22 protein-coding genes and 2 tRNA genes are annotated in these 22,478 nt (G+C 68.9%); 14 read left to right on the top strand and 10 right to left on the bottom strand.

Translation table 11 applies throughout. The features are described from left to right. Positions 1 to 3: 3 nt before the first annotated feature. Entirely contained in the window at positions 4 to 954 is a 951-nt protein-coding gene (locus BU124_RS03910; RefSeq protein WP_084861139.1) for an aldose epimerase family protein, read from the top strand. Here the strand turns inward: BU124_RS03910 and BU124_RS03915 are convergent. Next, the gene (locus BU124_RS03915; protein ID WP_143529871.1) at positions 947 to 4,540 is read right to left on the bottom strand and encodes a hydantoinase B/oxoprolinase family protein; all 3,594 of its coding nucleotides are present in this window, start codon (positions 4,538 to 4,540) and stop codon (positions 947 to 949) included. The two genes, BU124_RS03910 and BU124_RS03915, sit on opposite strands and share 8 nt — an antisense overlap. A gap of 140 nt (positions 4,541 to 4,680) precedes the next feature. Between BU124_RS03915 and BU124_RS03920 the strand changes: the two genes are divergently transcribed. Together BU124_RS03920 and BU124_RS03925 are read left to right on the top strand one after the other, a co-directional pair. Continuing rightward, positions 4,681 to 4,757: transfer RNA gene (locus BU124_RS03920), tRNA-Met, on the top strand. Between the two features lie 59 nt (positions 4,758 to 4,816). Next, a complete protein-coding gene (locus BU124_RS03925) occupies positions 4,817 to 6,226 on the top strand; it encodes an FAD-binding oxidoreductase (RefSeq protein ID WP_084861140.1) in 1,410 nt (469 codons plus the stop codon). Positions 6,227 to 6,233: 7 nt separating this feature from the next. On the opposite strand, the gene BU124_RS03930 is transcribed toward BU124_RS03925, so the two are convergent. Both BU124_RS03930 and BU124_RS03935 read right to left on the bottom strand, forming a co-directional pair. Continuing rightward, on the bottom strand, positions 6,234 to 6,815 hold the full coding sequence (locus BU124_RS03930) for a rhodanese-like domain-containing protein (RefSeq protein ID WP_084861141.1): 582 nt from the start codon (positions 6,813 to 6,815) through the stop codon (positions 6,234 to 6,236). Beyond that, on the bottom strand, positions 6,815 to 7,132 hold the full coding sequence (locus BU124_RS03935; protein WP_084861142.1) for an antibiotic biosynthesis monooxygenase family protein: 318 nt from the start codon (positions 7,130 to 7,132) through the stop codon (positions 6,815 to 6,817). The genes BU124_RS03930 and BU124_RS03935 overlap by 1 nt, the downstream gene beginning before the upstream one ends. A 91-nt stretch (positions 7,133 to 7,223) precedes the next feature. Between BU124_RS03935 and BU124_RS03940 the strand changes: the two genes are divergently transcribed. Further along, a complete protein-coding gene (locus tag BU124_RS03940) occupies positions 7,224 to 7,922 on the top strand; it encodes a hypothetical protein (RefSeq protein ID WP_143529872.1) in 699 nt (232 codons plus the stop codon). A gap of 9 nt (positions 7,923 to 7,931) precedes the next feature. Here BU124_RS03940 and BU124_RS03945 read toward each other — a convergent pair whose 3' ends face one another. Next, positions 7,932 to 8,339 carry a universal stress protein gene (locus BU124_RS03945; protein WP_084861144.1) on the bottom strand — a complete coding sequence of 136 codons (408 nt, stop codon included), beginning with the start codon at positions 8,337 to 8,339 and terminating at the stop codon, positions 7,932 to 7,934. Between the two features lie 61 nt (positions 8,340 to 8,400). Next, entirely contained in the window at positions 8,401 to 8,778 is a 378-nt protein-coding gene (locus BU124_RS03950) for a rhodanese-like domain-containing protein (RefSeq protein ID WP_084861145.1), read from the bottom strand. A 139-nt stretch (positions 8,779 to 8,917) separates the two neighbouring features. Between BU124_RS03950 and BU124_RS03955 the strand changes: the two genes are divergently transcribed. Further along, positions 8,918 to 9,397 (top strand): hypothetical protein, encoded by a 480-nt coding sequence (locus BU124_RS03955; RefSeq protein WP_084861146.1) that lies wholly within the window; start codon positions 8,918 to 8,920, stop codon positions 9,395 to 9,397. Positions 9,398 to 9,436: 39 nt separating this feature from the next. Further along, positions 9,437 to 9,512 (top strand) — tRNA-Ala (locus BU124_RS03960). A gap of 37 nt (positions 9,513 to 9,549) precedes the next feature. Here BU124_RS03960 and murQ read toward each other — a convergent pair. From murQ to BU124_RS03985, 5 genes are all read right to left on the bottom strand, one after another. Continuing rightward, positions 9,550 to 10,473: an N-acetylmuramic acid 6-phosphate etherase gene (murQ, locus tag BU124_RS03965; protein ID WP_084861147.1), complete on the bottom strand. Its 924-nt coding sequence runs from the start codon at positions 10,471 to 10,473 to the stop codon at positions 9,550 to 9,552. Between the two features lie 17 nt (positions 10,474 to 10,490). Continuing rightward, the gene (locus BU124_RS03970; protein WP_084861148.1) at positions 10,491 to 11,585 is read right to left on the bottom strand and encodes an ABC transporter ATP-binding protein; all 1,095 of its coding nucleotides are present in this window, start codon (positions 11,583 to 11,585) and stop codon (positions 10,491 to 10,493) included. A gap of 30 nt (positions 11,586 to 11,615) precedes the next feature. After that, on the bottom strand, positions 11,616 to 12,413 hold the full coding sequence (locus BU124_RS03975) for a carbohydrate ABC transporter permease (RefSeq protein WP_245831604.1): 798 nt from the start codon (positions 12,411 to 12,413) through the stop codon (positions 11,616 to 11,618). An 84-nt stretch (positions 12,414 to 12,497) separates the two neighbouring features. Then, the gene (locus tag BU124_RS03980) at positions 12,498 to 13,394 is read right to left on the bottom strand and encodes a carbohydrate ABC transporter permease (RefSeq protein WP_218775094.1); all 897 of its coding nucleotides are present in this window, start codon (positions 13,392 to 13,394) and stop codon (positions 12,498 to 12,500) included. Between the two features lie 146 nt (positions 13,395 to 13,540). Further along, the gene (locus BU124_RS03985; protein WP_143529874.1) at positions 13,541 to 14,800 is read right to left on the bottom strand and encodes an ABC transporter substrate-binding protein; all 1,260 of its coding nucleotides are present in this window, start codon (positions 14,798 to 14,800) and stop codon (positions 13,541 to 13,543) included. A 284-nt stretch (positions 14,801 to 15,084) separates the two neighbouring features. Between BU124_RS03985 and BU124_RS03990 the strand changes: the two genes are divergently transcribed. From BU124_RS03990 to deoC, 8 genes are all read left to right on the top strand, one after another. Beyond that, entirely contained in the window at positions 15,085 to 15,984 is a 900-nt protein-coding gene (locus BU124_RS03990; RefSeq protein WP_084861151.1) for a glucosamine kinase nucleotide-binding domain-containing protein, read from the top strand. Next, positions 15,981 to 16,691, top strand: coding sequence for a GntR family transcriptional regulator (locus BU124_RS03995; protein ID WP_084861152.1), 711 nt, complete (start codon positions 15,981 to 15,983; stop codon positions 16,689 to 16,691). The genes BU124_RS03990 and BU124_RS03995 overlap by 4 nt, the downstream gene beginning before the upstream one ends. Further along, the gene (locus BU124_RS04000; RefSeq protein ID WP_084861153.1) at positions 16,688 to 17,812 is read left to right on the top strand and encodes an N-acetylglucosamine-6-phosphate deacetylase; all 1,125 of its coding nucleotides are present in this window, start codon (positions 16,688 to 16,690) and stop codon (positions 17,810 to 17,812) included. Before BU124_RS03995 ends, BU124_RS04000 begins: the two co-directional genes overlap by 4 nt. Next, a complete protein-coding gene (locus BU124_RS04005; RefSeq protein WP_084861154.1) occupies positions 17,812 to 18,597 on the top strand; it encodes a glucosamine-6-phosphate deaminase in 786 nt (261 codons plus the stop codon). Before BU124_RS04000 ends, BU124_RS04005 begins: the two co-directional genes overlap by 1 nt. A 75-nt stretch (positions 18,598 to 18,672) precedes the next feature. Then, a complete protein-coding gene (locus BU124_RS04010; RefSeq protein WP_084861155.1) occupies positions 18,673 to 19,452 on the top strand; it encodes a GntR family transcriptional regulator in 780 nt (259 codons plus the stop codon). Between the two features lie 97 nt (positions 19,453 to 19,549). Next, a complete protein-coding gene (locus BU124_RS04015; protein WP_084861156.1) occupies positions 19,550 to 20,473 on the top strand; it encodes an NAD-dependent epimerase/dehydratase family protein in 924 nt (307 codons plus the stop codon). 54 nt (positions 20,474 to 20,527) lie between these two features. After that, the gene (locus tag BU124_RS04020) at positions 20,528 to 21,379 is read left to right on the top strand and encodes a helix-turn-helix transcriptional regulator (protein WP_084861157.1); all 852 of its coding nucleotides are present in this window, start codon (positions 20,528 to 20,530) and stop codon (positions 21,377 to 21,379) included. Between the two features lie 66 nt (positions 21,380 to 21,445). After that, complete coding sequence (gene deoC / locus BU124_RS04025; protein ID WP_179141858.1) at positions 21,446 to 22,444, top strand: deoxyribose-phosphate aldolase; 999 nt, start codon at positions 21,446 to 21,448, stop codon at positions 22,442 to 22,444. Positions 22,445 to 22,478 lie beyond the last annotated feature (34 nt).

The raw sequence follows: 22,478 nt of genomic DNA on the forward strand, positions 1-22,478 counted from the left end.
GCCATGCGCGCGTTCGGAACCACAAGGGCGGGCGAGACCGTCCACGCCATCGACCTGCGCGCGCACGGCCTGTCGGTCACGGTGCTGACCCGGGGCGGCATCCTGCAGGACCTGCGCCTGGACGGCATGGCGCACAGTCTTGTCCTGGGGCGCGACAGCCTGGCCGATTACGAAGGCGCCTGCGGCTATTTCGGGGCACTGGTGGGGCCGGTTGCGAACCGGCTGCGCGATGCGACAGCGCGGATTGGCGGCGTGTCTTATCATTTCGAGAGGAACGAGAACGGCAAGACGCTGCTGCACGGTGGCTCGAACGGGCTACACACCAAGATATGGCATGTTGATGAAACGGCCGATAATATGGTCACTATGTCCGTCCATTTGCCTGATGGCGAGGGCGGCATGCCCGGCAACCGCCACATCAAGGCGCGCTACGAGATCACCGCGCCGGGCACCCTGCGCCTGACGGTCACGTCCCACACCGATGCCGAGACGCTGATCAACGTGGCGCATCACGGCTACTGGAACATGGACGGCAGCGACAGCGTGATCGGGCATCACCTGCGCATCGCCGCCGATCACTACCTGCCCGTCGATGGCGACACCCTGCCCACCGGGGTGATCCGGCCCGTGGCGGGCCGCGCCTTCGACTTTCGCGACGGCAAACCGTTTACACCCGGCGCGCCCGATCTGGACCACAACTTCTGCCTGTCCCGCGCGCGGACCGAGTTGCGTGATGTCCTTTGGCTGACGGGAAAATCCGGCCGGCGGATGACCCTGGCCACGACCGAGCCGGGCCTGCAGGTCTTCGATCACAGCGACATGGACCCGCTCTATCACGGGCTGGCGATCGAGGCGCAAGGCTGGCCCGACGCCCCCAATTGCCCGGGTTTTCCAGATGTCACCCTTCGGCCGGGCGACCCCACGAACCAGATCACCGAGTGGCGCTTCAGCTGACGCCCCAACCGCCGCCGCCCGGGGTTTCCATCACGAAGGCCGACCCGGCCGTAAGGTCGATCTCGTCGTCACCCGCAAGGTCCACGCGCGTGCCATCGGGCAGTTCGGCCCAGTTGCGCCCGGTCTTGCCCGGCGCCCCGCCCTGCGCGCCAAAGGGCGGGATGCGCCGATGCGAGGACAGCGTCGTGACGGTTACATCGGTCAGGAACCGCATGCGCCGCAGCACGCCGTGCCCGCCGCGATACTGCCCCGCGCCGCCCGAGCCGGGCCGGATCGCGAAATCCTCCAGCCGCACCGGGAAGCGTTTCTCCAGCACCTCCGGGTCGGTCATGCGGGTGTTGGTCATGTGGCTTTGCACCGCGTCGCAGCCCGCGAACCCCGGCCCCGCGCCGGTGCCGCCGGCGATGGTCTCGTAGTTCTGGAAGTCGTCATTGCCCCAGACGAAATTGTTCATCGTCGCCTGCGATCCGGCGATCACCCCCAGCGCGCCGTAAAGCGCGTTGCACGCCGCCTGCGAGACCTCGGTGTTGCCCGCGATCACCGCTGCCGGGTAACGCGGGTTCAGCATGCAGCCCTCTGGCGCGATGATGTTCAACGGCTTCAGGCAGCCCTCGTTGAGCGGGATGTCCGTGCCCACCAGCGTGCGGAACACGTAAAGCACCACCGCCCGGCAGACCGCGAATGGCGCGTTGTAATTGCCTGCGTGCTGGGCGCTGGTGCCGGTGAAATCCACCGTGGCCGCGCGCGCCGCGTGATCCACCGAGACGGCCACCTCGATCTGCTGGCCGTTGTCCATCGGGTAACTGAAGCGCCCGTCACCCAGCCGATCCACGACGCGGCGCACGCTCTCCTCGGCGTTGCGCTGGACGTGGCCCATGTAGGCGGTGACAACCTTGGCCCCCTGCTCGTCGCAGACGCGCAGCAACTCGCGCCGCCCCGTGGCGTTTGCGGCGACCTGCGCCTTGAGGTCGGCGATGTTCTGGTCCGGGGTGCGGCAGGGGTAGCGCCCCGAGGCCAGCACGCGCCGGGCCTCGTCCTCCAGGAACCGACCCCGGCTGACCAGCTTGACATTGTCGATCAGCACGCCCTCGTCGTCGATATGGGTGCTGTCGGGCGGGGCCGACCCCGGCGTGCGCCCCCCGATATCCGCATGATGGCCGCGGCTGCCAAGCCAGAAGGCCGGCGCGTCATCTACGAACACCGGGGTGACAACGGTGACATCGGGCAGATGCGTGCCCCCGCGATAGGGCGAGTTGAGCATGAAGACGTCGCCATCGGCGGCATCCGGGTTCAACCGCATGACTGTCCTGATACTGTCGGACATAGACCCGAGGTGCACCGGCACATGCGGCGCGTTGGCCACCAGATCGCCCGCCGCATCGAAGATCGCGCAGGAAAAGTCGAACCGTTCCTTGATATTGACCGACCACGAGGTATTGGCCAGCGTCGCGCCCATCTGGTCGGCCACGTTGCGAAAGAGGTTCGACATGACCTCGAGCACCACCGGGTCGGCCTCGGTGTCGGCGGCGAGGGCGCGCCGATTGGCCCCGTCACGCGACAGGACGAGGTTACCCATGGCATCGACCGCGGCCGACCAGCCGGGTTCGACGATATTTGTTCCCGTCGGCTCAAGGATGATCGCGGGGCCGGTCACTGTCTGCCCCTCGGCCAGATCGGCGCGCTGGTAGATCGGCGCGTCGCTGCGGCGGCCGCCGGTATGGACCGCGCCGGTCGCGATGGGTTCTGCCGGTGTCGCGACACTGGCGCCGATCCGTTCAGGCATCTCGCCGGCCGCGCCGATGGCCTCGAGGCTGAGCATCTCGAAGAGAATGGCCCGGTCCGGGCTGGTGAACCCGAAGCGCGCGGCATGTGCTGCCTCGAAATCCGCTTGCATCCGCTCGGGCGGGGCGAAGTCCACGGGCAGCGGCTGATGAGACCCGTCATAGCGCAGATGCGCGCGGGCGCGCGTCTCTATCCCGTCGCCGATCCCCTGCGCCTGCAGCGCCGCGCAGGCCTGCGCGGCCAGCGCGTCGATCCGCGCGGCCGCGCCCGCGTGATCGGACAGCGGCGCATCGTATTGTTCCTCGACCATCTCGCGCAGCTCGGCCAGCCCCATGCCGAAGGCCGAGAGCACCCCGGCGAAGGGATGGATCAGCACTCGCCCCATGCCCAGCGCCTCGGCGACGCGGCAGGCATGCTGTCCCCCGGCCCCGCCGAAGCACTGCAGGGTGTAGCCGGTCACGTCATGGCCGCGCTGGACCGATATCTTCTTGATCGCGCCCGCCATGTTGTCGACGGCGATCGCCAGGAACCCCTCGGCCATGTCCTCGGGCGCGCGGGGGGGCTCGCCGGTTGCCCGCGCGACCTCCTCCGAAAGCGAGAGGAAAGCCGCGCGCACCACGTCGGCATCCAGCGGCTGGTCGCCCTCGGGGCCGAAGACGCGCGGGAAATGGTCGGCGGTCAGCTTGCCCAGCATGACATTGCAATCGGTCACGGTCAGCGGCCCGCCGCGGCGATAGCAGGCCGGGCCGGGATCGGCCCCGGCACTTTCCGGCCCGACCTGGAAGCGGCCGTCGCGGAACGTGCAAATCGACCCGCCCCCGGCCGCCACGGTGTGAATATCCATCATCGGGGCGCGCATGCGCACGCCAGCGACCTCGGTCTCGAAGCTGCGTTCGTAATCGCCCGCGTAGTGGCTCACGTCCGTCGAAGTGCCGCCCATGTCGAAGCCGATCAGGCGATCATGACCTGCCGCGACGCCGGTCTTGACCATGCCGACGATCCCGCCCGCCGGGCCGGACAGGATCGCGTCCTTGCCCTGGAACCGCATCGCGTCTGTCAGGCCGCCGCTGGACTGCATGAAGAGCAACTGTCCCGTCACACGGCCCACGTCCAGCGCCTGCGCCACCTGTTCCACGTAGCGCCGCAGGATGGGCGAGAGGTAGGCATCGACCACCGTGGTATCCCCGCGCCCCACCAGCTTGGCCAGCCCGGACACCCCGTGCGAGGTGCTGACCTGCGCAAAGCCCAACTCTTGCGAGATCGCGGCGGCACGCGCCTCGTGCACGGGGTTGAGGTAGGCATGCAGGAAGGCGATGGCGACTGCCCTGAAGCCGGCGGCGCGGGCCGCCTCAAGTTCGGTGCGCAGCTGGTCTTCGTCCAGGGGCGTCAGAACCTTGCCCGTCGCGTCCAGCCGCTCGGTCACTTCCGCCACCCGGCCGAAAAGCGGCGCGGGCCGTGCCACGTTCAGCGCGAAAAGATCCGGCCGAGCCTGATCGCCGATCCGCAGCAGGTCGCCGAAGCCCCGCGTCATCAGCAGGAGCGTCGGCTCGCCCTTGCGTTCCAGCAGCGCGTTGGTCGCGACGGTCGTGCCCATCTTGACCGACCTGATCGCGCCGGGCGCCGGGGCGTCGGTGCCCATCAGGTCGTGAATTCCCTGGACGGCCGCATCGCGGTAGCGCTCCGGGTTCTCCGACAGCAGCTTGTGGGAGACCAGCCCGCCATCGGGCCGGCGGGCGACGATGTCGGTGAAGGTTCCGCCGCGGTCGATCCAGAATTCCCAGGCCGCGTTCGCCGTTTCTGCCATCGTCCTGCCTCCTGCGCGTCGCGGCAGCATCGTCAAGATCGGGCGGCCGAACAAGGGGGCGAAAAGCGGCAAGTCCCGCCACGCGGGTGCAGAATCGAATTGACAGGCTCCGGCCCCGCGAGTAAGCGGCCATCGGTGATGGCGTGGTAGCTCAGCCGGTTAGAGCACAGCACTCATAATGCTGGGGTCGGCGGTTCAAGTCCGCCCCACGCTACCATCACGTCCCCTTTCCAAGCCGGTCGCTTTGCGGCAGTGTTTTCACCGGGGGGTTGTGCCATGACATCGCTGCGCGCGTTCACGGAAATCGTCGGGGCCGACCACGCCATGATCGGCGCGGACACGGCGAGGTGGGCGCGGGACTGGACCGGCACCTACATCGGCGCGCCGGGCGTGGTGTTGCGCCCCGCCGATACCGCGCAGGTCGCGGCGATCCTGCGCAAGGCCTCGCAATTGCGGCTGTCGGTGACGCCCGTGTCGGGCAACACCGGGCTGGTAGGCGGGGCGCATGCGCCCGGCGGCGTGCTGCTATCGCTGGACAGGATGAACGCCATCCGCGAGATCAATCCCCGCGCCCGAACGGCAACGGTCGAGGCCGGGGTGATCCTGTCCGGCTTGCACGCGGCCGCCGAAGCGCAGGACCTGATCTTTCCGCTGACCTTCGGTGCACGCGGCTCGGCCATGATCGGCGGGGTGCTGTCGACCAACGCGGGCGGGTCCAACGTGCTGCGCCACGGCAATGCGCGGGACCTGTGCCTCGGGCTCGAGGCGGTTCTGGCCGATGGCCGCGTGGTCGACCTGATGAAGGCCGTTCACAAGGACAACTCCGGGCTGGACCTGCGCAACCTCCTGATCGGGTCGGAGGGGCAGCTGGGGGTCATCACCGCCGCGGTGCTCAAGCTGTCGCCCCGACCGCGCGCCCATGCCACGGCCATGGTCGCCGTGCCCGAGCTAACGGATGCGCTGGACCTGCTGAACCGGCTCAACGATGCCTCGGGCGGCGCGGTGGAGGCCTTCGAATACATGCCCCGCGCCTATATCCAGACCCATCTGGACAGGGTCGCGGGCGCCCGGCCGCCCTTCGACGCGATGCACGAGGTCAACATCCTGGTCGACCTCGCGGCGACATCGGAGCGCGACGCCACCCCGGGCGGCGATGGCCAGACGCCGATCACCGACCTGCTGGAGCAGGAACTGGGGGCGATGCTGGACGCGGGGCGGGTCCTCGACGCCACGGTTGCCCGGTCCGAGGCCCAGCGCGCCGAGATCTGGGCCCGCCGCGAGGCTGCCGCCGAGCTGACCTTCTGGCGCAAGCCCGTCATCGACACCGATGTCGCCGTTCCGCTGGACTTCGTGCCGCGCTTTCTGGAACTGGCCGATGCCCGCGTGACGGCCCATGATCCGGGGGCGGAGCCGTTCTACATCGCCCACCTGGGCGACGGGAACGTGCACTACTGCGTCTACCCGAGCGGTGACTCCTCGGCCCTGAAGGACGCGATCGTCACCATCGTCGAGGACGTGGTAACCGAGCTTGGCGGCAGCTTTTCGGCGGAGCATGGCGTGGGCCAGTCCAAGCTGGCCACCATGCGCCGCCGCAAGGACCCGACTGCGCTGGCGATGATGCGGCGCATCAAGCAGGCGCTCGACCCGCAGGGCATCCTGAACCCCGGCAAGACCATCCCGGATTAGGTCGTCGTTAGCTGCCCGGAACCACCGTCAGGCCCAGCATCTGCCAGTTCTGCATCCCGCCACGGTAATAGTGGATCTTGTCCGCCGGAAAGCCCGCCTCGATCATGCGGCGGGCCGCGGTGGGGGACTGGCCGCACCACGGGCCGTTGCAGAACAGCGCGACGCGCGGCACATCGGCCGGGCACTCGAACCCGTCGAAGTCGATGGTGCAGCCCAGCTCGCCCAGCCTGTCGGCGGCCTCGTTGTAGGGCACCGAGACCGCGCCGGGGATCGTGCCCTGCTCGAACTGGGGGCGGATGCGGCCGTCGATCACGACGGCCTCGGGGTCCTGCAGAAAGTCCATCACTTCCAGTTCCCCGATGGGCGTCACGCCCGGGGCGGGCACGATGGGCTGTATGCAGAAGTTGGGACAGGGCCGAGAGGTCAGGGTCCATTCGGTCCCGAGGCGGTTGTCATTGTCCTGAACCCGGCCGATCTCGACCGGGCCATCGGGGGTTTCGACCGTCACCGACATGGTATCGGGGGTGATCCCCACCGGCTCGGCCCGGGCCACGCCGGCCATGAGCAAAAGGGCAATCAAAACGCGCATCAGTATACCTCCACGACGTCGTACATTACGGGCTCGAAGCCCTTGGTGAGTTGATTGATCTCGCGGTTGCGGCGGCGCATTTCCTCGGTGCGGAGCATGGCCTGGTAGTCCTCGCGCCGCGTCCATTGCGAATAGTTGGCGATGCGGGTCTGGGCATCGTTCACGTGCAGCCCCGCCGAGATGAAACCCGGCTGTTTCGAAATGACCTCGGCATAGGCCGCGCGCAGCATTTCCAGCACGTCGTCGCAGATCGCGGGGTTGACCTCGAAGGTGGTGATGACCGTCTGGCAGGCCTTGCCCGTCTCGATGCGTGTCATGTGGCCTCCTTCCGCTGTCGACTAGACCGCAAGGCCGGTGCGGGGTCAACGGGTTCTGGCGCGCATCGAATGCTCGCGCTAGGGTTGTTTCATGCTGCGATTGGCCGCAATGTGCCTGCTGGGCCTGACCATCGCCACGCCGGCCAGATCGGGGGCGTGGCTGCGCGACGAGCGCGCGGTTTTCCTGTCCTTCGGGGCGAATGTGCTGCTGTCCGAGGGCACGCACGTGCCTGTGGGCCGAGACCCGAGCCTTTACCTGGAATGGGGCTACGGGCCGCGGACGACCCTCGCCTTCGGTCTCCATACCGGGGGCCGCGGCGACAGCCGCACCGCGGAAATCCGCTTGATCCGCCCGCTTCCCCTGCCTGAGCGTCTGGGCGTGGCCACGGTGTCCGGCGGGTTGGCCCTGCGCGAATTCGACAGCGTCCTGTATGATGCGGACGGGGCCGAAACCGACCGGCAGGACCATCTGGCCTCCCTCGGGCTGGCCTGGGGGCAGGGGTCGGACGCCGGCTGGATCACCGCCGAGGGCCGGGTCATGACCGATCTGGCCGGTGGCGACATCGAGGCCAAGCTGGACCTGACCGGCGGCTACCACATCACGCCGGCCTGGTCGGCCATGGTGCAGCTTCAAACGGGGCGTGGCCGCAGCGGCGATGACTACGCCAAGCTGTTGCCCTCGGTGATCTACCGGGTCAACGACCGGCTCCGGATCAACGCCGGGGCCAGCCATGCCCTGACCGGGGATCGCGGCACCGGGCTTTTCCTGGCCGGTTGGCTGGAGTTCTGAGGGGGCGCGTCAGCGCAGCACATGCACCGCGCACTGGGCATGGCGCACGACCCGCGCCGCGGTCGAGCCGAGGAAGTAATCGGCCAACCCCGGGCGATGCGAATCGATTATGATCAGGTCCACCCCGTTGTCCCCGGCCCAATCCACGATGGTCCGGCCGGAATGGCCATGGATCACCTGCGCCTCGCCCTTGGCGAAGTTCCCCGCCTTGCCGTCAAGCTGGGCCTGAACGGCATCGCGGGTCTCCTTGTCATAGCCCTCGGGGATGTAGTTAACCGCATAGGCGGGCAGCTCCTCCATCACGTGCAGGAACGTCACGCGCGCACCGGGCGCCGACAGGGTGTGGGCGACCTGCTCGGCCGGTTTCGTGGGGTGGTCGCCGTCAAAGGCGACGGGAATCAGGATGTGGCTGTACATGGCATTCCTCCTCTTCTCGAGGCAGGATATGCCCAGCCTGCAAAACCCGCCTTGATCAGGATCAGACGTCGCGTTCCGTCGCGCCGTCGGCCTCGACCCAGTCCTTGTAGCCGCCGAGATTGCGGACATCCCCGAACCCCATGGCCCGCAAGGTCTGCCCCGCCAGCGCGGCCCGCCCGCCGCCAGCGCAATAGACGATCACGGTCTTGTCTTCCGACAGCGCCTCGGGGCGGTTCTCGGCCGAGCCGACCTGGAATTCCAGCACCCCGCGCGGGATCGCGACAGCCCCCCGGACCTTGCCGGCGGCCACCTCGGCCGGTTCGCGCACATCGAGGAAAACCGCCGCGCTGCTGCCGTGCAGGCGCTTGGCCTCGGCCGGCGAGATGGCGGGCACCTCGGCACGGGCGGCCTTGACCAGGTCTTCAACTGTCTTCGTCATGAGGGTCCCCAGGTGCCAGTGCGCTTGTGCCAAGACGCTACCCCGGCTTGGCGGCAGGCTCAATGGATTGTTGGACCGCCGACCGACAGGGGCTAGGCTTGCGACACCGACGACCAGACGCAGCAAGGAGCCTTCCCCCGTGCCCGCGACCACCCCCTTCCGCGACGTGGATGCCGAGGCCCTGGCACTGACCCGCCGGCTCTTGATACAGGCACGCCATGCCGCGTTGGGCGTGATCGACCCGCAGACAGGCGCGCCGATGGTGTCGCGCATCGCCTTTGCCGTGCTGTCGGGACGGCCGCACACGCTGGTTTCCGACCTGTCGCACCACGCCGACGCTCTGCGGGTTAATCCGGCCGCCTCGGTCCTCGTGGGCGAGCCGGGCACGAAGGGCGATCCGCTGGCCCACCCGCGCCTGACCCTGCAGGTCCGGGCCGAAGCGGCGGACAAGGCCGCGCTGAAAGAGGCTTGGCTGGCGGCCTGCCCCAAGGCGGGGCTCTACTACGACTTCGCCGATTTCAACCTGCTGTACCTGGCCCCGACATCCGCGCTGCTTAACGGCGGGTTCGGCAAGGCCTACCGCCTCGATCCGGGGTCCATTCGCACGGCGCTGGCTTGACACCGGATCGGCGTGGGGCCAAACAGGCAGCCGACTCGTGGGGCCGTAGCTCAGTTGGGAGAGCGCGTCGTTCGCAATGACGAGGTCAGGGGTTCGAACCCCCTCGGCTCCACCAAATTCCCGCAGGTCCGATCGGCTGGGCACACGTCAAGTCAGGGTGCCCCCGTGCTACTTGTGGCGATGGCATCGCGCAGCACGCCGCCCGCGGCATCAAGCGCGGCCGCCGCCGTCTGCGCGTCCTGGCCGCTGATCTGCATCAGGATCGCCAGTTTCACCTTGCCGCCGCTGGCCGCCAGCGCCGCCTCGGCCTCTTCGGCGGTGCAGCCGGTGGCCTCCTGCACGATTCCCGCGGCCCGGCGGGCCAGCTTGGCGTTGGAAATCGCGACATCGACCATCAGGTTGCCGTAGCTCTTGCCGATGCGCACCATGCTGGCCGTGGACAGCATGTTGAGCACCATCTTCTGCGCCGTACCGGATTTGAGCCGCGTCGAGCCGGTCAGCACCTCAGGGCCGACGACGGGGCAGATGGCTATCTCGGCAATCTCGGTGACCGGCGCACCGGGGTTGCAGCACAGCGCCACCGTGCCGGCGCCCTCGGCGCGCGCGTGCTCCAGCGCGCCGACGACATAAGGCGTCTTGCCGCTGACCGCGATGCCCACGACCACGTCCGCGGCACCGACCGCGACACTGTCGAGATCCGCCGCGCCCTGCGCGCGGTCATCCTCGGCATCCTCGACCGAATGGCGGATGGCCTGATCGCCGCCCGCGATCAGGCCGATAACCATGCCCGGCGGCACCGAATAGGTGGGCGGGCACTCCGAGGCGTCCAGCACGCCCAGTCGCCCGCTGGTGCCGGCGCCGACGTAGATCAGCCGCCCCCCGGCGCGGAAGGCCGCGACGATACGGTCCACCGCGGCGGCGATAGCCTCCGCCTCGGCGCCCACGGCGGCGGCGACGCCGGCATCCTCGGCGTTCATCAGGGCGACGATCTCGCGCGCCGACAGCCGGTCCAGGTCCGTGCTGCGCGGGTTGCGCCCCTCGGAGACGAGGGCGCGACGGTCACTGTCCCGGGTCATCGCGCGATCCCCTTTCATCAGCCGATCAGCGCGTTGCGGTCGCGCGGCGCGAAGGCCGCGCCCTGCGCATCGAACAGGTGCAGCGCCTGGGGCGGAAAGGACAGGCCCACGGTCTCGCCGCTTTCGTGCGTGGCCGCGCCGTCGGCCTTGACCACGAAATCGCCCTCGTCGCCAAGGTCGAAGTGCAGGAACGTCTCGCCGCCCAGGCGCTCGGCCACGAGAATACGGGCGTCCAGGTCGCCCGCCCCGGGCGCGACCAGCCCGACATGTTCGGGCCGGATGCCCAGGGTGACGGCCCCTTCCGTGTCGCGCGGCTGGACCGGCACCTCGATGGGGGCGCTGCCATGGGTCGTCACCGTCGTGCCGTCGCCGCTGCGCTCGGCGGACAGGAAGTTCATCTTCGGCGAGCCGATGAAGCCGGCGACGAAGCGGTTCTCGGGGTGGTGATACAGCTCCAACGGGGTGCCCACCTGCTCGATCCGGCCATCGCGCAGGACGACGATGCGGTCGGCCAGGGTCATCGCCTCGACCTGGTCATGGGTGACATAGACCATTGTGGTCTTCAGCCGCTGGTGCAGCCGCAGGATCTCGACGCGCATCTGCACGCGCAGCGCGGCGTCGAGGTTCGACAGCGGCTCGTCGAACAGGAAGATCTCGGGGTCGCGAACGATGGCGCGGCCGATGGCGACGCGCTGGCGCTGGCCGCCCGACAGCTCCTTGGGGCGGCGTTTGAGCAGGTCCTGCAGGCCGAGGATATCGGCGGCCTTGCGGACGCGTTCGTCGATCACCGCCTTGTCCTCGCCGGCGTGGCGCAGGGCAAAGGCCATGTTGCCGTAGACATCCTTGTGCGGATAGAGCGCGTAGGACTGGAACACCATGGCGATGCCCCGGTCGGCGGGCGCGATGTCGTTGACCTGCTCGCCGCCGATGACGACATCGCCGCCGGTGATGGATTCCAGCCCCGCGATCATGCGCAACAGGGTGGACTTGCCACAGCCCGAGGGGCCGACGAAGACCACGAATTCACCGTCCTTAACGGCGAGGTCGACGCCGTGGATCACCTTGGCCTCGCCATAGGATTTGCGGACGTCTTGAAGCGTGAGTTCGGACACTTTTTCGAACCTCCCAAAGGTGGTGCGGGGTCAGCCCTTGACGGCGCCCGAGGTGATGCCGGCGATGAGCTGGCGCGAGAACAGGGCGTAAAGCCCTAGGACGGGCAGGATGGCGATCGAGAGCGAAGCAAGCACCGCGCTCCAGTTCACGGTGTATTGCCCGATGAACTGCTGCACGCCCAGCGTGACGGTCTTGGTGGCATCCCCCGAGGCGAGGATCAGCGGGAACCACAGGTCGTTCCAGATCGGGATCATGGAAAACACCGCGACCGTGGCCAGAACCGGCCGGATCAGCGGCACGACCACCTCGAAGAAGATGCGGTATTCGCTGAGCCCGTCGACGCGGGCGCAGTCCTTGATGTCGCGCGACAGGGTGCGCATGAATTCCGTCAGGATGAAGACGGCCACCGGCAAACCCTGTGCGGTATAGACAAGGATCAGCGCCAGCAGCGTGTTGACCAGGTTCAGGTCCACCATCAGTTCCAGGATGGCGACGGTGCCCAGCCGGATCGGCACCATGATCCCCAGAATCAGGTAGATGCCCAGCAGCGTGTTGAACCGAAAGCGGTACTCGGCCAGCGCGTGGGCCGCCATCGCGCCCAGCCACAGGATCAGGAACAGGGCCGTGACCGTGACGATCAGCGAGTTCGAGAAATAGGTCGCGAAATCGCCCTGGGTCAGGACCGTTGCATAACCTTCAAGGCTGAAGGTCCCCTCGCCGGGCAGGCCAAGCGGATCGGTGAAGATGCCGCGCCGGTTCTTGAAGGAATTGAGGATCACCAGGAACACCGGGAAGATCGCGATCAGGGTATAGCCCGCCAGCACCATGTGCACGCCGGCCCGGGTCGAAAGGCCCCGGAGGCGGCTGGCGCGGGCGCGATGGCTGGATGCGGTCTCGGTCATCTGCGTCCCTCACATCTCGTAGCGTTGCAGGCGGCGCTGGACCAGCGCCAGGTAGATCGACACGCCCACCAGGATGATGAAGAACATCATGCTGGCGATCGTCGCGCCCATGTGGATGTCGCCGACCTGCAACTGCTGGCCGAAGAACGTGCGGAACAGCAGCGTGCCCATCACGTCGGTGGCGAAGTTCGGGGCGCCCAATGCCCCCTGGATCGAGTAGATCAGGTCGAAACTGACGGTGAAGTTGCCGATGTAGGTCAGGATCGCGACGATCCCCAGCGTCGGCAGGATCAGCGGCAGCTTGACCTTCCAGAAGATCGACCACCCGTTCAGCCCGTCCACCCGGGCGGCGTCGATCAATTCGTCCGGGATCGACAGCAGCGCCGCGTAGATCAGCATCATCGGGATGCCGACGTATTGCCACACCGAGATCAGCGACACCGTGGTCAGCGCGCTGGACTCCAGCCCCAGCCAGGGCTGGTAGAGCCAGGCCAGGCCGATGGTACCCAGCAGCGTCTCGGACACCCCCCACAGCGGCGAGAGGATCAGTTCCCAGATGAAGCCGACAATGACGACCGACAGCAGCGTCGGCACGAAGATCAGCGTGCGGTAGGCCGACCCGAAGCGCGGCGCGAGGCTGAGCAGCGCCGCCAGCAACAGGCCCAGCGGGTTCTGCACCACCATGTGGATGAAGAACAGCACGAGGTTGTTCCAGAAGGCCCGCCAGAACTGCGTGGCCCAGTTGGGATCGAAGAGCAGCGTGGCGTAGTTCTCGAGGCCGGCCCAGACGGCCGTGCCATCCTCCAGCCCGTCGAAGAGGCTCAGACGCAGACTCTCGACCAGCGGGTAGATCGAGAAGACGGAATAGATCAGCACCGCCGGCGCCAGGAAGACGACGATATGCAGCCCCCCGGACCGGCGGCGCTTGCGACGCGTGCGGACGTCTTTCGCGGTATCTGTCACGGGGTCGGACACGTCCGGTCCTCCAATCTGGCGCGGCGGCGGGACCCGCCCCCGCGCGAGGCGGGGGCGGGCCTGTCAGTGCGGCAGGGTCAGTCCTGCTGCGGTTCGTACCATGACTCGAGGCCCTCCTGCAGCGTCTGCGCGGCCTCTTGCGGAGTCGATGCCTCGTTGAACACGTTGGCGCTGACGCTCCACATGGTGTTCCAGGTGTTGGGCTCGCCGCGCGACAGGATCTGGTGGGCGACGCGGATCGTGCTTTCGCAATCCTGCCGCCACGAGATCATTTCCTGCGCCAGCGGGTCCTCGACCTCGAACTGCGCGTTCGACAACGAGAAGAAGCCGGGCAGCTCGTTGGTGTAAAGGCTGGCGAATTCCGGGCTGGCGACCCATTCCAGGAAGGTGCGCGCAGCTTCGGGGTTGTCGGTACCCGCGTTCATGCCGATGCCGATGTCGGTGTGATCCGAGATGTAGCAGGTATCACCCGCGGCCTCGACGGGCGGGGGAAAGGCGCCCATCTCGAAGACGGCCTGATCGTTGAAGCCGCCGATTTCCCAGGACCCGGCCGGGTAGATCGCCGCGCGACCCAACGTGAACAGGTTCTGGCTGTCGGTGTAGCCCTGCGCCTGGTAGGCGCGGCCCATGTAGTCGTTCCAGCGCTGCATCACCTCGAAGGGCTTGACGAACTGCGGGTCGGTGAATTCCGCCGACCCGTCGAGCAGGGCCTGCCGGCCTTCCTCGCCGTTCCAGTAGGTCGGGCCGATGTTGGTATAGGCCATGGTGGCCGCCTCCCACTGGTCGGCCGAACCGATGGCCAGCGGCGTGTAGGTGCCATCCTCCTTGATCGCGTCGAGGACACCGAAGAACTCCTCGACGGTCTCGGGCTCCTCCAGGCCCAGCTCCGCAAAGGCCTCGGCATTGTAGATGAAGCCATGGATGACCGAGGCCATGGGAACGCAGAAGGTGGCGCTGCCGTCGTCGGTCTGCCAAGCGGCCTTGGCAAAATCAGGGAAATTGTCCAGCCCGTCGAGCCCCGAGATATCCGCCAGCTGGCCGCGCTGATAGAGCGCGAGCGAGCCGTCGAAGGGCCGGCAGGTGATCAGGTCGCCGGCGGTGCCGCCGTCGAGCCGCGCGTTCAGGGCCGCGTTGTATTCGGTGGGCGAGGTCGGCGTGAACTCGACGTCGATCTCCGGGTGCTGGGCCTCGAAGGCGGGGATCAGGACATCGTCCCAGATCGCCTGGTCCTCGGACCGCCAGCTTTCGATGGACAGAGTGGCGTCCTGCGCCAGCGCCGCCGTCCCGGCAACGCATAGCGCCAGGGTGGCCGTGGTGGTCTTCATGATGCGCGTCATCTCGCACTCCCTCTTGTTTTGGTCTGGCGTCGTTGTTCCGTGTGACCCCTCGAAGGCATGCGCCAGGTGCACGCCGGCAAACGAGGAGCGATCGGGCCACCCCGGGCCGCCGGAAACGGCAAGTTGGGCGACGAATCGATCTATCTTTGACAATCGCGAATCTTAACTCCAATAGCAAGACCAATTTGCAATATGTAATACCAAATATGATTTTGGTATTGTAATTGGACGGGCGGTTGGATACGCTGCACCCGAACCGCACACAGAGGAAAGGTCCGCGACCGATGGCACCCCCTATCCCCCTTGTCGTGATCGACGGCGGCGGTACAGGCTCGCGCCTGCGCGCCATCGCCGGCGACGGGGGTGTTCTGGCCGAGGCCAGCGCCGGCCCGTCGAACCTGACCTACGGTGTCGAGGCCGCCTGGCGCAGCGTTGCCGGCGGCCTTGCCGACCTGTCTGACAGGACCGGCCTGTCAATCGAGGGCACGCGCCTTTGGTGCGGCTTCGCCGGCGGGCGCTCGCCCCAGCGGCAGGCCGAATTCCGCGCCGCCAACCCGGTCGCCGCCTCCGATATCGCCATTGTCACCGACGGCTTTGCCGCGCTGGTGGGTGCCCATGGCGGACGGCCCGGCATCGTGCTGGCGGTGGGCACCGGCGTTGCCGCCTATGCCCTCTCGGCGCGGGGCGCCGTCGCGTCGTCCAGCGCCTGGGGCTACAAGATCGGGGACGAAGGCAGCGGCGGCTGGCTCGGCAACCGTGCGGTGGCCCTACTGGCCCGCCATCTGGACGGCCGTCACCCCGGGAACAGCGCCCTGTTCGACACCCTGCGCGGCGAGGTGGGCAGTGATTTCAACGCCATCCAGGCGTGGCTGGCGCAGGCCGATGCCACGCGCTTTGCATCCCTCGCCCCGCGCGTCATCGAAGCGGCGGAGGCGGGCGACGCCGTCGCGCGCGACCTGCTGGAAACCGCCGGGGCGGAACTGTCCTGTGCTGTCCGCGCGGTCGATTCGGGTCAGCCGCTGGCAGTGCTCGGTGGCTTGGCCGGGATCATGACACCGTACCTTGCCGCCGACCTGCAGGCCCGGGTGGTCCCTGCACGCGGCACCGCGCTTGACGGACTGAGGATCATGGCCGCACGCGACTGGCGCAGCGAAGAGAGTCTGGCCGCGGAGGTCGGGCCATGACCGAAGTCACGCAACCCGCACAGGCCCGGTACAAGCGTCTGGCCGACGGGCTGATACGCCAGATCGAGGCGGGCGAGCTGGCCCCCGGCACCGCGCTGCCGCCCGAACGCAGCCTGGCCGAGATGCACGGGGTCAGCCGCGTGACCGTGCGGCGCGCCATCAAGCACCTGGGCGAGCGCGGCCTGATCGAGCAGCGCCGTGGTGCAGGCACCTTCGTGTCCCAGCGCGTCTCGCAGCCGCTGTCGGTGCTGACGAGCTTTTCCGAGGACCTGGCCGCGCGCGGCATGACCGGGCAGTCGCGCGTCATCTCCAGCGGCCGGGGCCGCGCCACCCCCGAGGAGGTCATCGCACTCGGGCTCGGGCCGAACGCGCCGGTCACGCGGATCACCCGGTTGCGGTCCGCCGACGGCCAGCCCCTGGCCGTGGAGGCCACGACCGTCCTGTCCGAGGCGCTGGCCAACCCCCGGCTGATCTCGGACTCGCTCTATGAAACCATGGAAACCTGCGGGATGCGCCCGGTGCGGGCCGTGCAGCGGCTGACCGCCGTCGCCATCGAGCCCGAGATGTCCAGGCGTCTGGACGTTGCCCCCGGCGCCCCGGGGCTGCTGATCACGCGCATCGGCTATACCGCCGCCGACCGCGCCGTCGAACTGACGCGGTCGACCTTTCGCGGCGACCGCTGGGACTTCGTCACGGAGCTTTCATGACATCACCGGAGCCGACACCGCCGCGCAGCCTGACCGGCTGCATCCTGACCGAAACCGGCTGGATCGACGGCACCCTGCATTGCGGCGACCGGATCACCGCGATCGAGGGCGAGACGGTCGAGACCCCGGCCGCGCCCTACATCCTGCCCGGTTTCGTGGACCTGCACGTTCACGGCGGCGGGGGCCACGACATGATGACCGGCGCCGGGGCGATCCGCGGGGCGGCCGCGCTGCATGCCCGCCACGGCACCACCGCGATGCTGCCCACCTCCGTGACCGCGCCGACCGCCGACCTGAGCGCCTTCCTGTCGGCCGTCGCCGCCTGCATGGACCGGCCCGATCCCGGGGTCGCGCGCATCCTCGGCGCGCATCTGGAGGGCCCGGTCATCAATCCCCACAAGCTGGGCGCCCAGCCGCCCCACACCGCCCCGCCGGACCCGGACCAGCTGCGCGCCTGGGCGGCGATGGCCCCGATCCGGGTGATGACCTTCGCCCCCGAAATGGACCCGGGCCACGCCCTGGAGGATACCATGCACGCGCTGGATATCCGCGCCCAGCTGGGCCATTCGCTGTGCGACTATGCCACCGCCCGGGGCGCCCTGGCGCGCGGCTGCGGCGTCACCCACCTGTTCAACGCCATGAGCCCGCTGTCACACCGGGACAACGGCCTGGCCGGCGCCGCGCTGGCCCATGCCGATCATGCCGAGATCATTCCCGACCTGATCCACGTCGAACCCGGCGCCATCCTCGCTGCGCGGCGGGCGATCCCGCACCTTCACGGCGTCACCGACGCCACCGCGGGCGCCGGGATGCCGGACGGGCCCTACCAGCTGGGCCGCCACGCGGTGACCAAGGCGCGCGGGGCCATGCGGCTGGACGACGGCACACTGGCCGGGTCGGCGCTGACGATGGATGTGGCGCTGCGCAATCTGGTCGGCCTTGGCCTGCCGCTGGCCGAGGCGGCGCGGCGCCTCTCGACCCTGCCCGCCGATTGGCTTGGCGAGGCCGAGATCGGCCGGCTGACCCCCGGCGCCCAAGCGGATGTCCTGCACTTCGATCGCGACCTGGCACTCGTTGACGTGATGATCGGCGGCCAGTCCCTGCCACCCGAGGAGACCTGATGGAAATCCTGCCCTGCAAGAGCCGCGCCGACGCCGTGGCGCTGACCGCCAAGCTGATCGGTGCGCGCCTGGACGCGACACCCGAGATGGTGCTGGGCCTGGCCACCGGGCGCACCATGGAAGAGGTCTACGACCACCTGGCCACCAATGGTGCGCGTTTCGACCGCTGCACGACCTTCAACCTGGACGAATACGTCGGCCTGCCGCCAAACCACCCGCAAAGCTACGCCGCCTACATGGCCGGGCACCTCTTCGACCGGGTCGATATCGACCGCGCATGCACCCACCTGCCCGATGGCATGGCCGCGGACCTCGGCCACGCCGCGCGCGACTACGAGGCGCGGATCGCCGCCGCCGGCGGCATCGACCTGCAGCTACTGGGGATCGGCGCGGCGGGCCACATCGGTTTCAACGAACCGTTGTCGGCCTTCCGCTCGCGCACGCGCGACAAGATCCTGACCCCGACGACCCGTGACCAGAACGCCGGCATGTTCGGCGGCGACGCCGCGCGCGTGCCCAAGCGGGCCCTGACCATGGGGGTGGGCACGATCCTCGAGGCGGGCGAGCTGATCCTGCTGGCCTGCGGCGCGGCCAAGGCCGAGGTCGTCGCCCGCGCTGTCGAGGGGCCGCTGACCGCGCGGGTCAGCGCCTCGGCGATCCAGCTGCACCCGGCCTGCAAGGTGATCCTGGATCCGGAGGCCGCCGCGGCCCTCGAGGATATCGCCTACTATCGTTTTGTCTGTGCCAACGAAGAGAAATGGGACCCCTACCGCGACCACCTGTGAAGGGCCGCCCCGCGGCCGCCTGCCGACCCGAAAGAACTTGACCCCGCAAGGTCCGGTAATATCCCGCCAACACGAATGAACAGGTCCGACGTGAACGCCAGTGCCGATACCCTCTTCGCAGCCTCCGCCTGGCACGCGCCCGGGGACGGCCCGCGGTATCTGCAACTGTCGCGCCACATCGCCGATGCCATCAAGGACGGCACCCTGCGCGAGGGCGAGAGACTGCCTGCCGAACGCGACCTTGCCGATCTGGCCGATGTCAGCCGCGTCACCGTGCGCCGGGCGGTGGCCGAGCTTGTCCGCTCGGGCCTGATCGCGCAGCGCCGCGGTGCGGGCAGCTTCGTGACCGGCACCGCACCCCGGACGGAACAATCCCTGTCGACCCTCGTCTCGTTCACCGAGAACATGAAGGCGCGCGGGCGGATCTCGACCAGCCGCGTGCTCGGCCGGGGGCTGCATGCCCCCAGCCCCGACGAGATGATGGCGCTGGGCCTGTCGCCCGCGCGCCAGGTCGCGCGGCTGGAACGGTTGCGCAGCGCCGATGGCACGCCAATGGCGATCGAGCGGTCCTCTCTGCCGGCCGATGTGCTGCCCGATCCCGGGGCGGTTGAAACCTCGCTCTACGAGGTGCTGCGCCGCCGCGGACAGGCGCCCGGCCGGGCCGTCCAGCGGGTCACGGCCGTGAACGTGACAGGGCCGGACGCCGAGTTGCTCTGCCTGCCCGAGAATACCGCGATCCTGCGGATCGACCGGACCGGCTATCTCGACAGTGGCCGCCCTGTGGAGTTCACGCGCGGTTTCTACCGGTCGGATTTCTACGATTTCGTCTCGGAATTGCGCCCGGACCGCGAATGAAGGCCCACCAGCCGGACCCCGCCGCACGCGCCCGGGCCACTTGACCTTGCCCGCGCCGCGGCGCAGCCTCGCTGCAGGCATCAAGGAGACGGCCGACATGAAGAAGATCGTTCTCACCGGGGCCTGCGGCGCCCTTGGCATGCAGATCCGCGAGACCCTGGCCGGTCAGGCCGCGGAGTTGCTGTCGGTCGACATATCGCCCACACCCGAGACGCTTCTGCCCAACGAGCGGTTCGAGCAGGTGGACGTGGCCGACATGGCCGCCTTCGCGCCGCTGGTCGCCGGGGCCGACATGGTCGTCCATTTCGCCGCCATCGTCGACGAACGCCCTTTCGAGGAGCTTCTGGGCCCGAATTTCATCGCCGCCTACAACGTCTGGGAGGCGGCCTGGCAGCACGGCGCCCGGCGGGTCGTCTATGCCTCGTCGGTGCACGCGGTGGGCATGCACGAGACGACCGCCGGCATCGGTCTGGACGCGCCGCACCGGCCCGACACCTACTATGGGCTGGCCAAGTGCTTTGCCGAGGACATGGGCCGGATGTACTGGGAAAAGCGCGGGCTGGAAGCGGTCTGCCTGCGCATCTTTTCCTGCACCGCCGCGCCGCAGAACCTGCGCGCCCTGCAGACCTGGCTGAGCTTCGATGACCTGCGCCAGCTGGTCCGCCGGGCGGTCGAGGCGCCGGTGACCGGCTTTGCCACCGTCTACGGGGTTTCCGCCAACACCCGCGCGCCGATCCGTAACGACACCGCCGGGTTCCTCGGCTTTCGCCCCGTCGACAATGCCGAGGACTGGGCCGAGGCGCTACAGGCCGATAGCCCCCACCCGGCGCCCGACGACATGAACTTCACCCGGCTGGGCGGCCCCTTTGCCGCCGTGCCGCTAGGCGAGTCCGGCCTGGCCGGGATCAGGGCCATGAGTGGCGGCGACGGCGCCCCGCCGCCCGAGGCCGAAACCGCGCCGGCGGCGGGGTCGAACGCCGACAAGCTGCCCCGCTTCCTGTCGCGCAAGATGGGTGACTGAGGCCCGGCGTACTCCGCGGCTGCGCCCGGGCGCCGGGCGCGGCATGGGGCGCCCATGACCGAGGCGGGCACCCCTGTTCTGGCCTTTCCCGAGGGGGTTTTTCCGGGTGCGACGCACCACCTGGTGCGCGCGGAACTGACAGCGCGGCGGCCGCGCCGCCTGCACGGGCACGCATTTCATGAACTGCTCTGGGTGCAGAACGGGCGCGTGCGCCATCACCTGCCCGACCGGCGCGAGGACCTGACCGAGGGCGACCTGATCTTCCTGCGCCCCGGCGACGTCCACGGCCTGCAGGGGCGGGGCGCGGCGGCCATGGTCGTCTCGCTGTCGATCCGCGACAGTGCCATCGCAACGCTGGGTGCGCACCACCCGACGCTGGCCGGAACGGGCTTCTGGTCGGAGGCGGCCGACCCGCCCCGGCATCACCTGGACATGCGCCGCATGGCCGAGGTCAATCACGCCGCCCTGCGGCTGGAACGCGCGCCGCGCGATGCGCTCGCGCTCGAGGCCTTCCTGCTGCCGCTGTTGGCCGACCTCGCGCAGGTGCCCGCGGACGTCCCGCCCGAGGCGCCGGCCTGGCTGCACCGGGCCTGCACCGGCGCGCAGCGGCCCGAGGTCTTTCGCGAGGGCGCCGCGGGGCTGGTCCGCGTGGCCGGCCGCGCCCACCCGCACGTGGCGCGCACGATGCGCCGCTTCATGGGCCAGACACCGTCGGACTACGTCAACGCCCGGCGCATGGCCCATGCCGCAACCCGCCTGCTAGGCAGCGAGGACAGCCTGGTCGAGATCGCCGCCGAGTGCGGGGTTGCCAACCTTTCGCATTTTCACAAGCTGTTCCTGGCCGCCCACGGCCAGACGCCGCAGCGGTTCCGCCGCGCCCGCCGCCAGCAGTTGATACAGCCCTGACGCCGCGCCACGTCTTGCCAGCCCACGCCCCCCGTGACAGGCTTCGCCCATCGACGGGAGGCCCCTTTGAACACCACCGACACCCACGTGACGCGCGCCGACGCGCACCTGCCGCAGGTCCATGAGCCCCGCAACGCCGGGGTGGCGGTGGACCTGTCCTGGGTGCGCGCCGTGCAGGCCAATACATCCGCCATCGAACGCCGCGCCGCGACCCTGCCGGGCCGGCGCAGCGTCAAGAAGGATCACCAGGCCGCCTGGCTCTGCAAGGCCATCAGCCTGATCGACCTGACCACGCTGGCCGGTGACGACACGGAGGGCCGCGTGCGCCGCCTCTGCGCCAAGGCGCGCCAGCCCGCGCGCGCCGATATCCTCGACGCGCTGGGGATGCAGGGCCTGACCACTGGCGCGGTCTGCGTCTATCACGAGATGGTCGCACCGGCGGTTGAGGCGCTTCGCGGCTCGGGCATTCCCGTCGCGGCCGTCTCCACCGGTTTTCCCGCGGGCCTGTCGCCCTACCGCCTGCGCCTCGCCGAGATCGGCGAAAGCGTCGCCGCCGGGGCCGACGAGATCGACATCGTGATATCCCGCCGCCACGTCCTGCAAGGCAACTGGCAAGCTCTCTACGACGAGATGCGAGAGATGCGCGCGGCCTGCGGCGAGGCGCATGTCAAGGCCATCCTCGCCACGGGCGAGTTGGGCACGCTGCGCAACGTCGCGCGCGCCTCGCTGGTCTGCATGATGGCGGGCGCCGATTTCATCAAGACCTCGACCGGCAAGGAGGGCGTGAATGCCACCCTGCCCGTTTCACTCACAATGATCCGCGCCATCCGCGACTACGAGACACGCACCGGCTTCAAGGTCGGCTACAAACCCGCGGGCGGCATTTCCAAGGCCAAGGATGCACTCACCTACCTGGCCCTGATCAAGGACGAGCTGGGCAACCGCTGGCTGCAGCCTGACCTGTTCCGCTTCGGCGCCTCGTCCCTGCTGGGCGACATCGAGCGGCAGTTGGAGCATCACTTGACCGGCGCCTATTCCGTGGGCTGGCGGCACGCCGTCGGATAAGTCGGGATCGTAAGTTTATTCGCCAATATGAAGA

The organism is Salibaculum halophilum, assembly GCF_002094885.1.
GTDB lineage: Bacteria > Pseudomonadota > Alphaproteobacteria > Rhodobacterales > Rhodobacteraceae > Salibaculum > Salibaculum halophilum.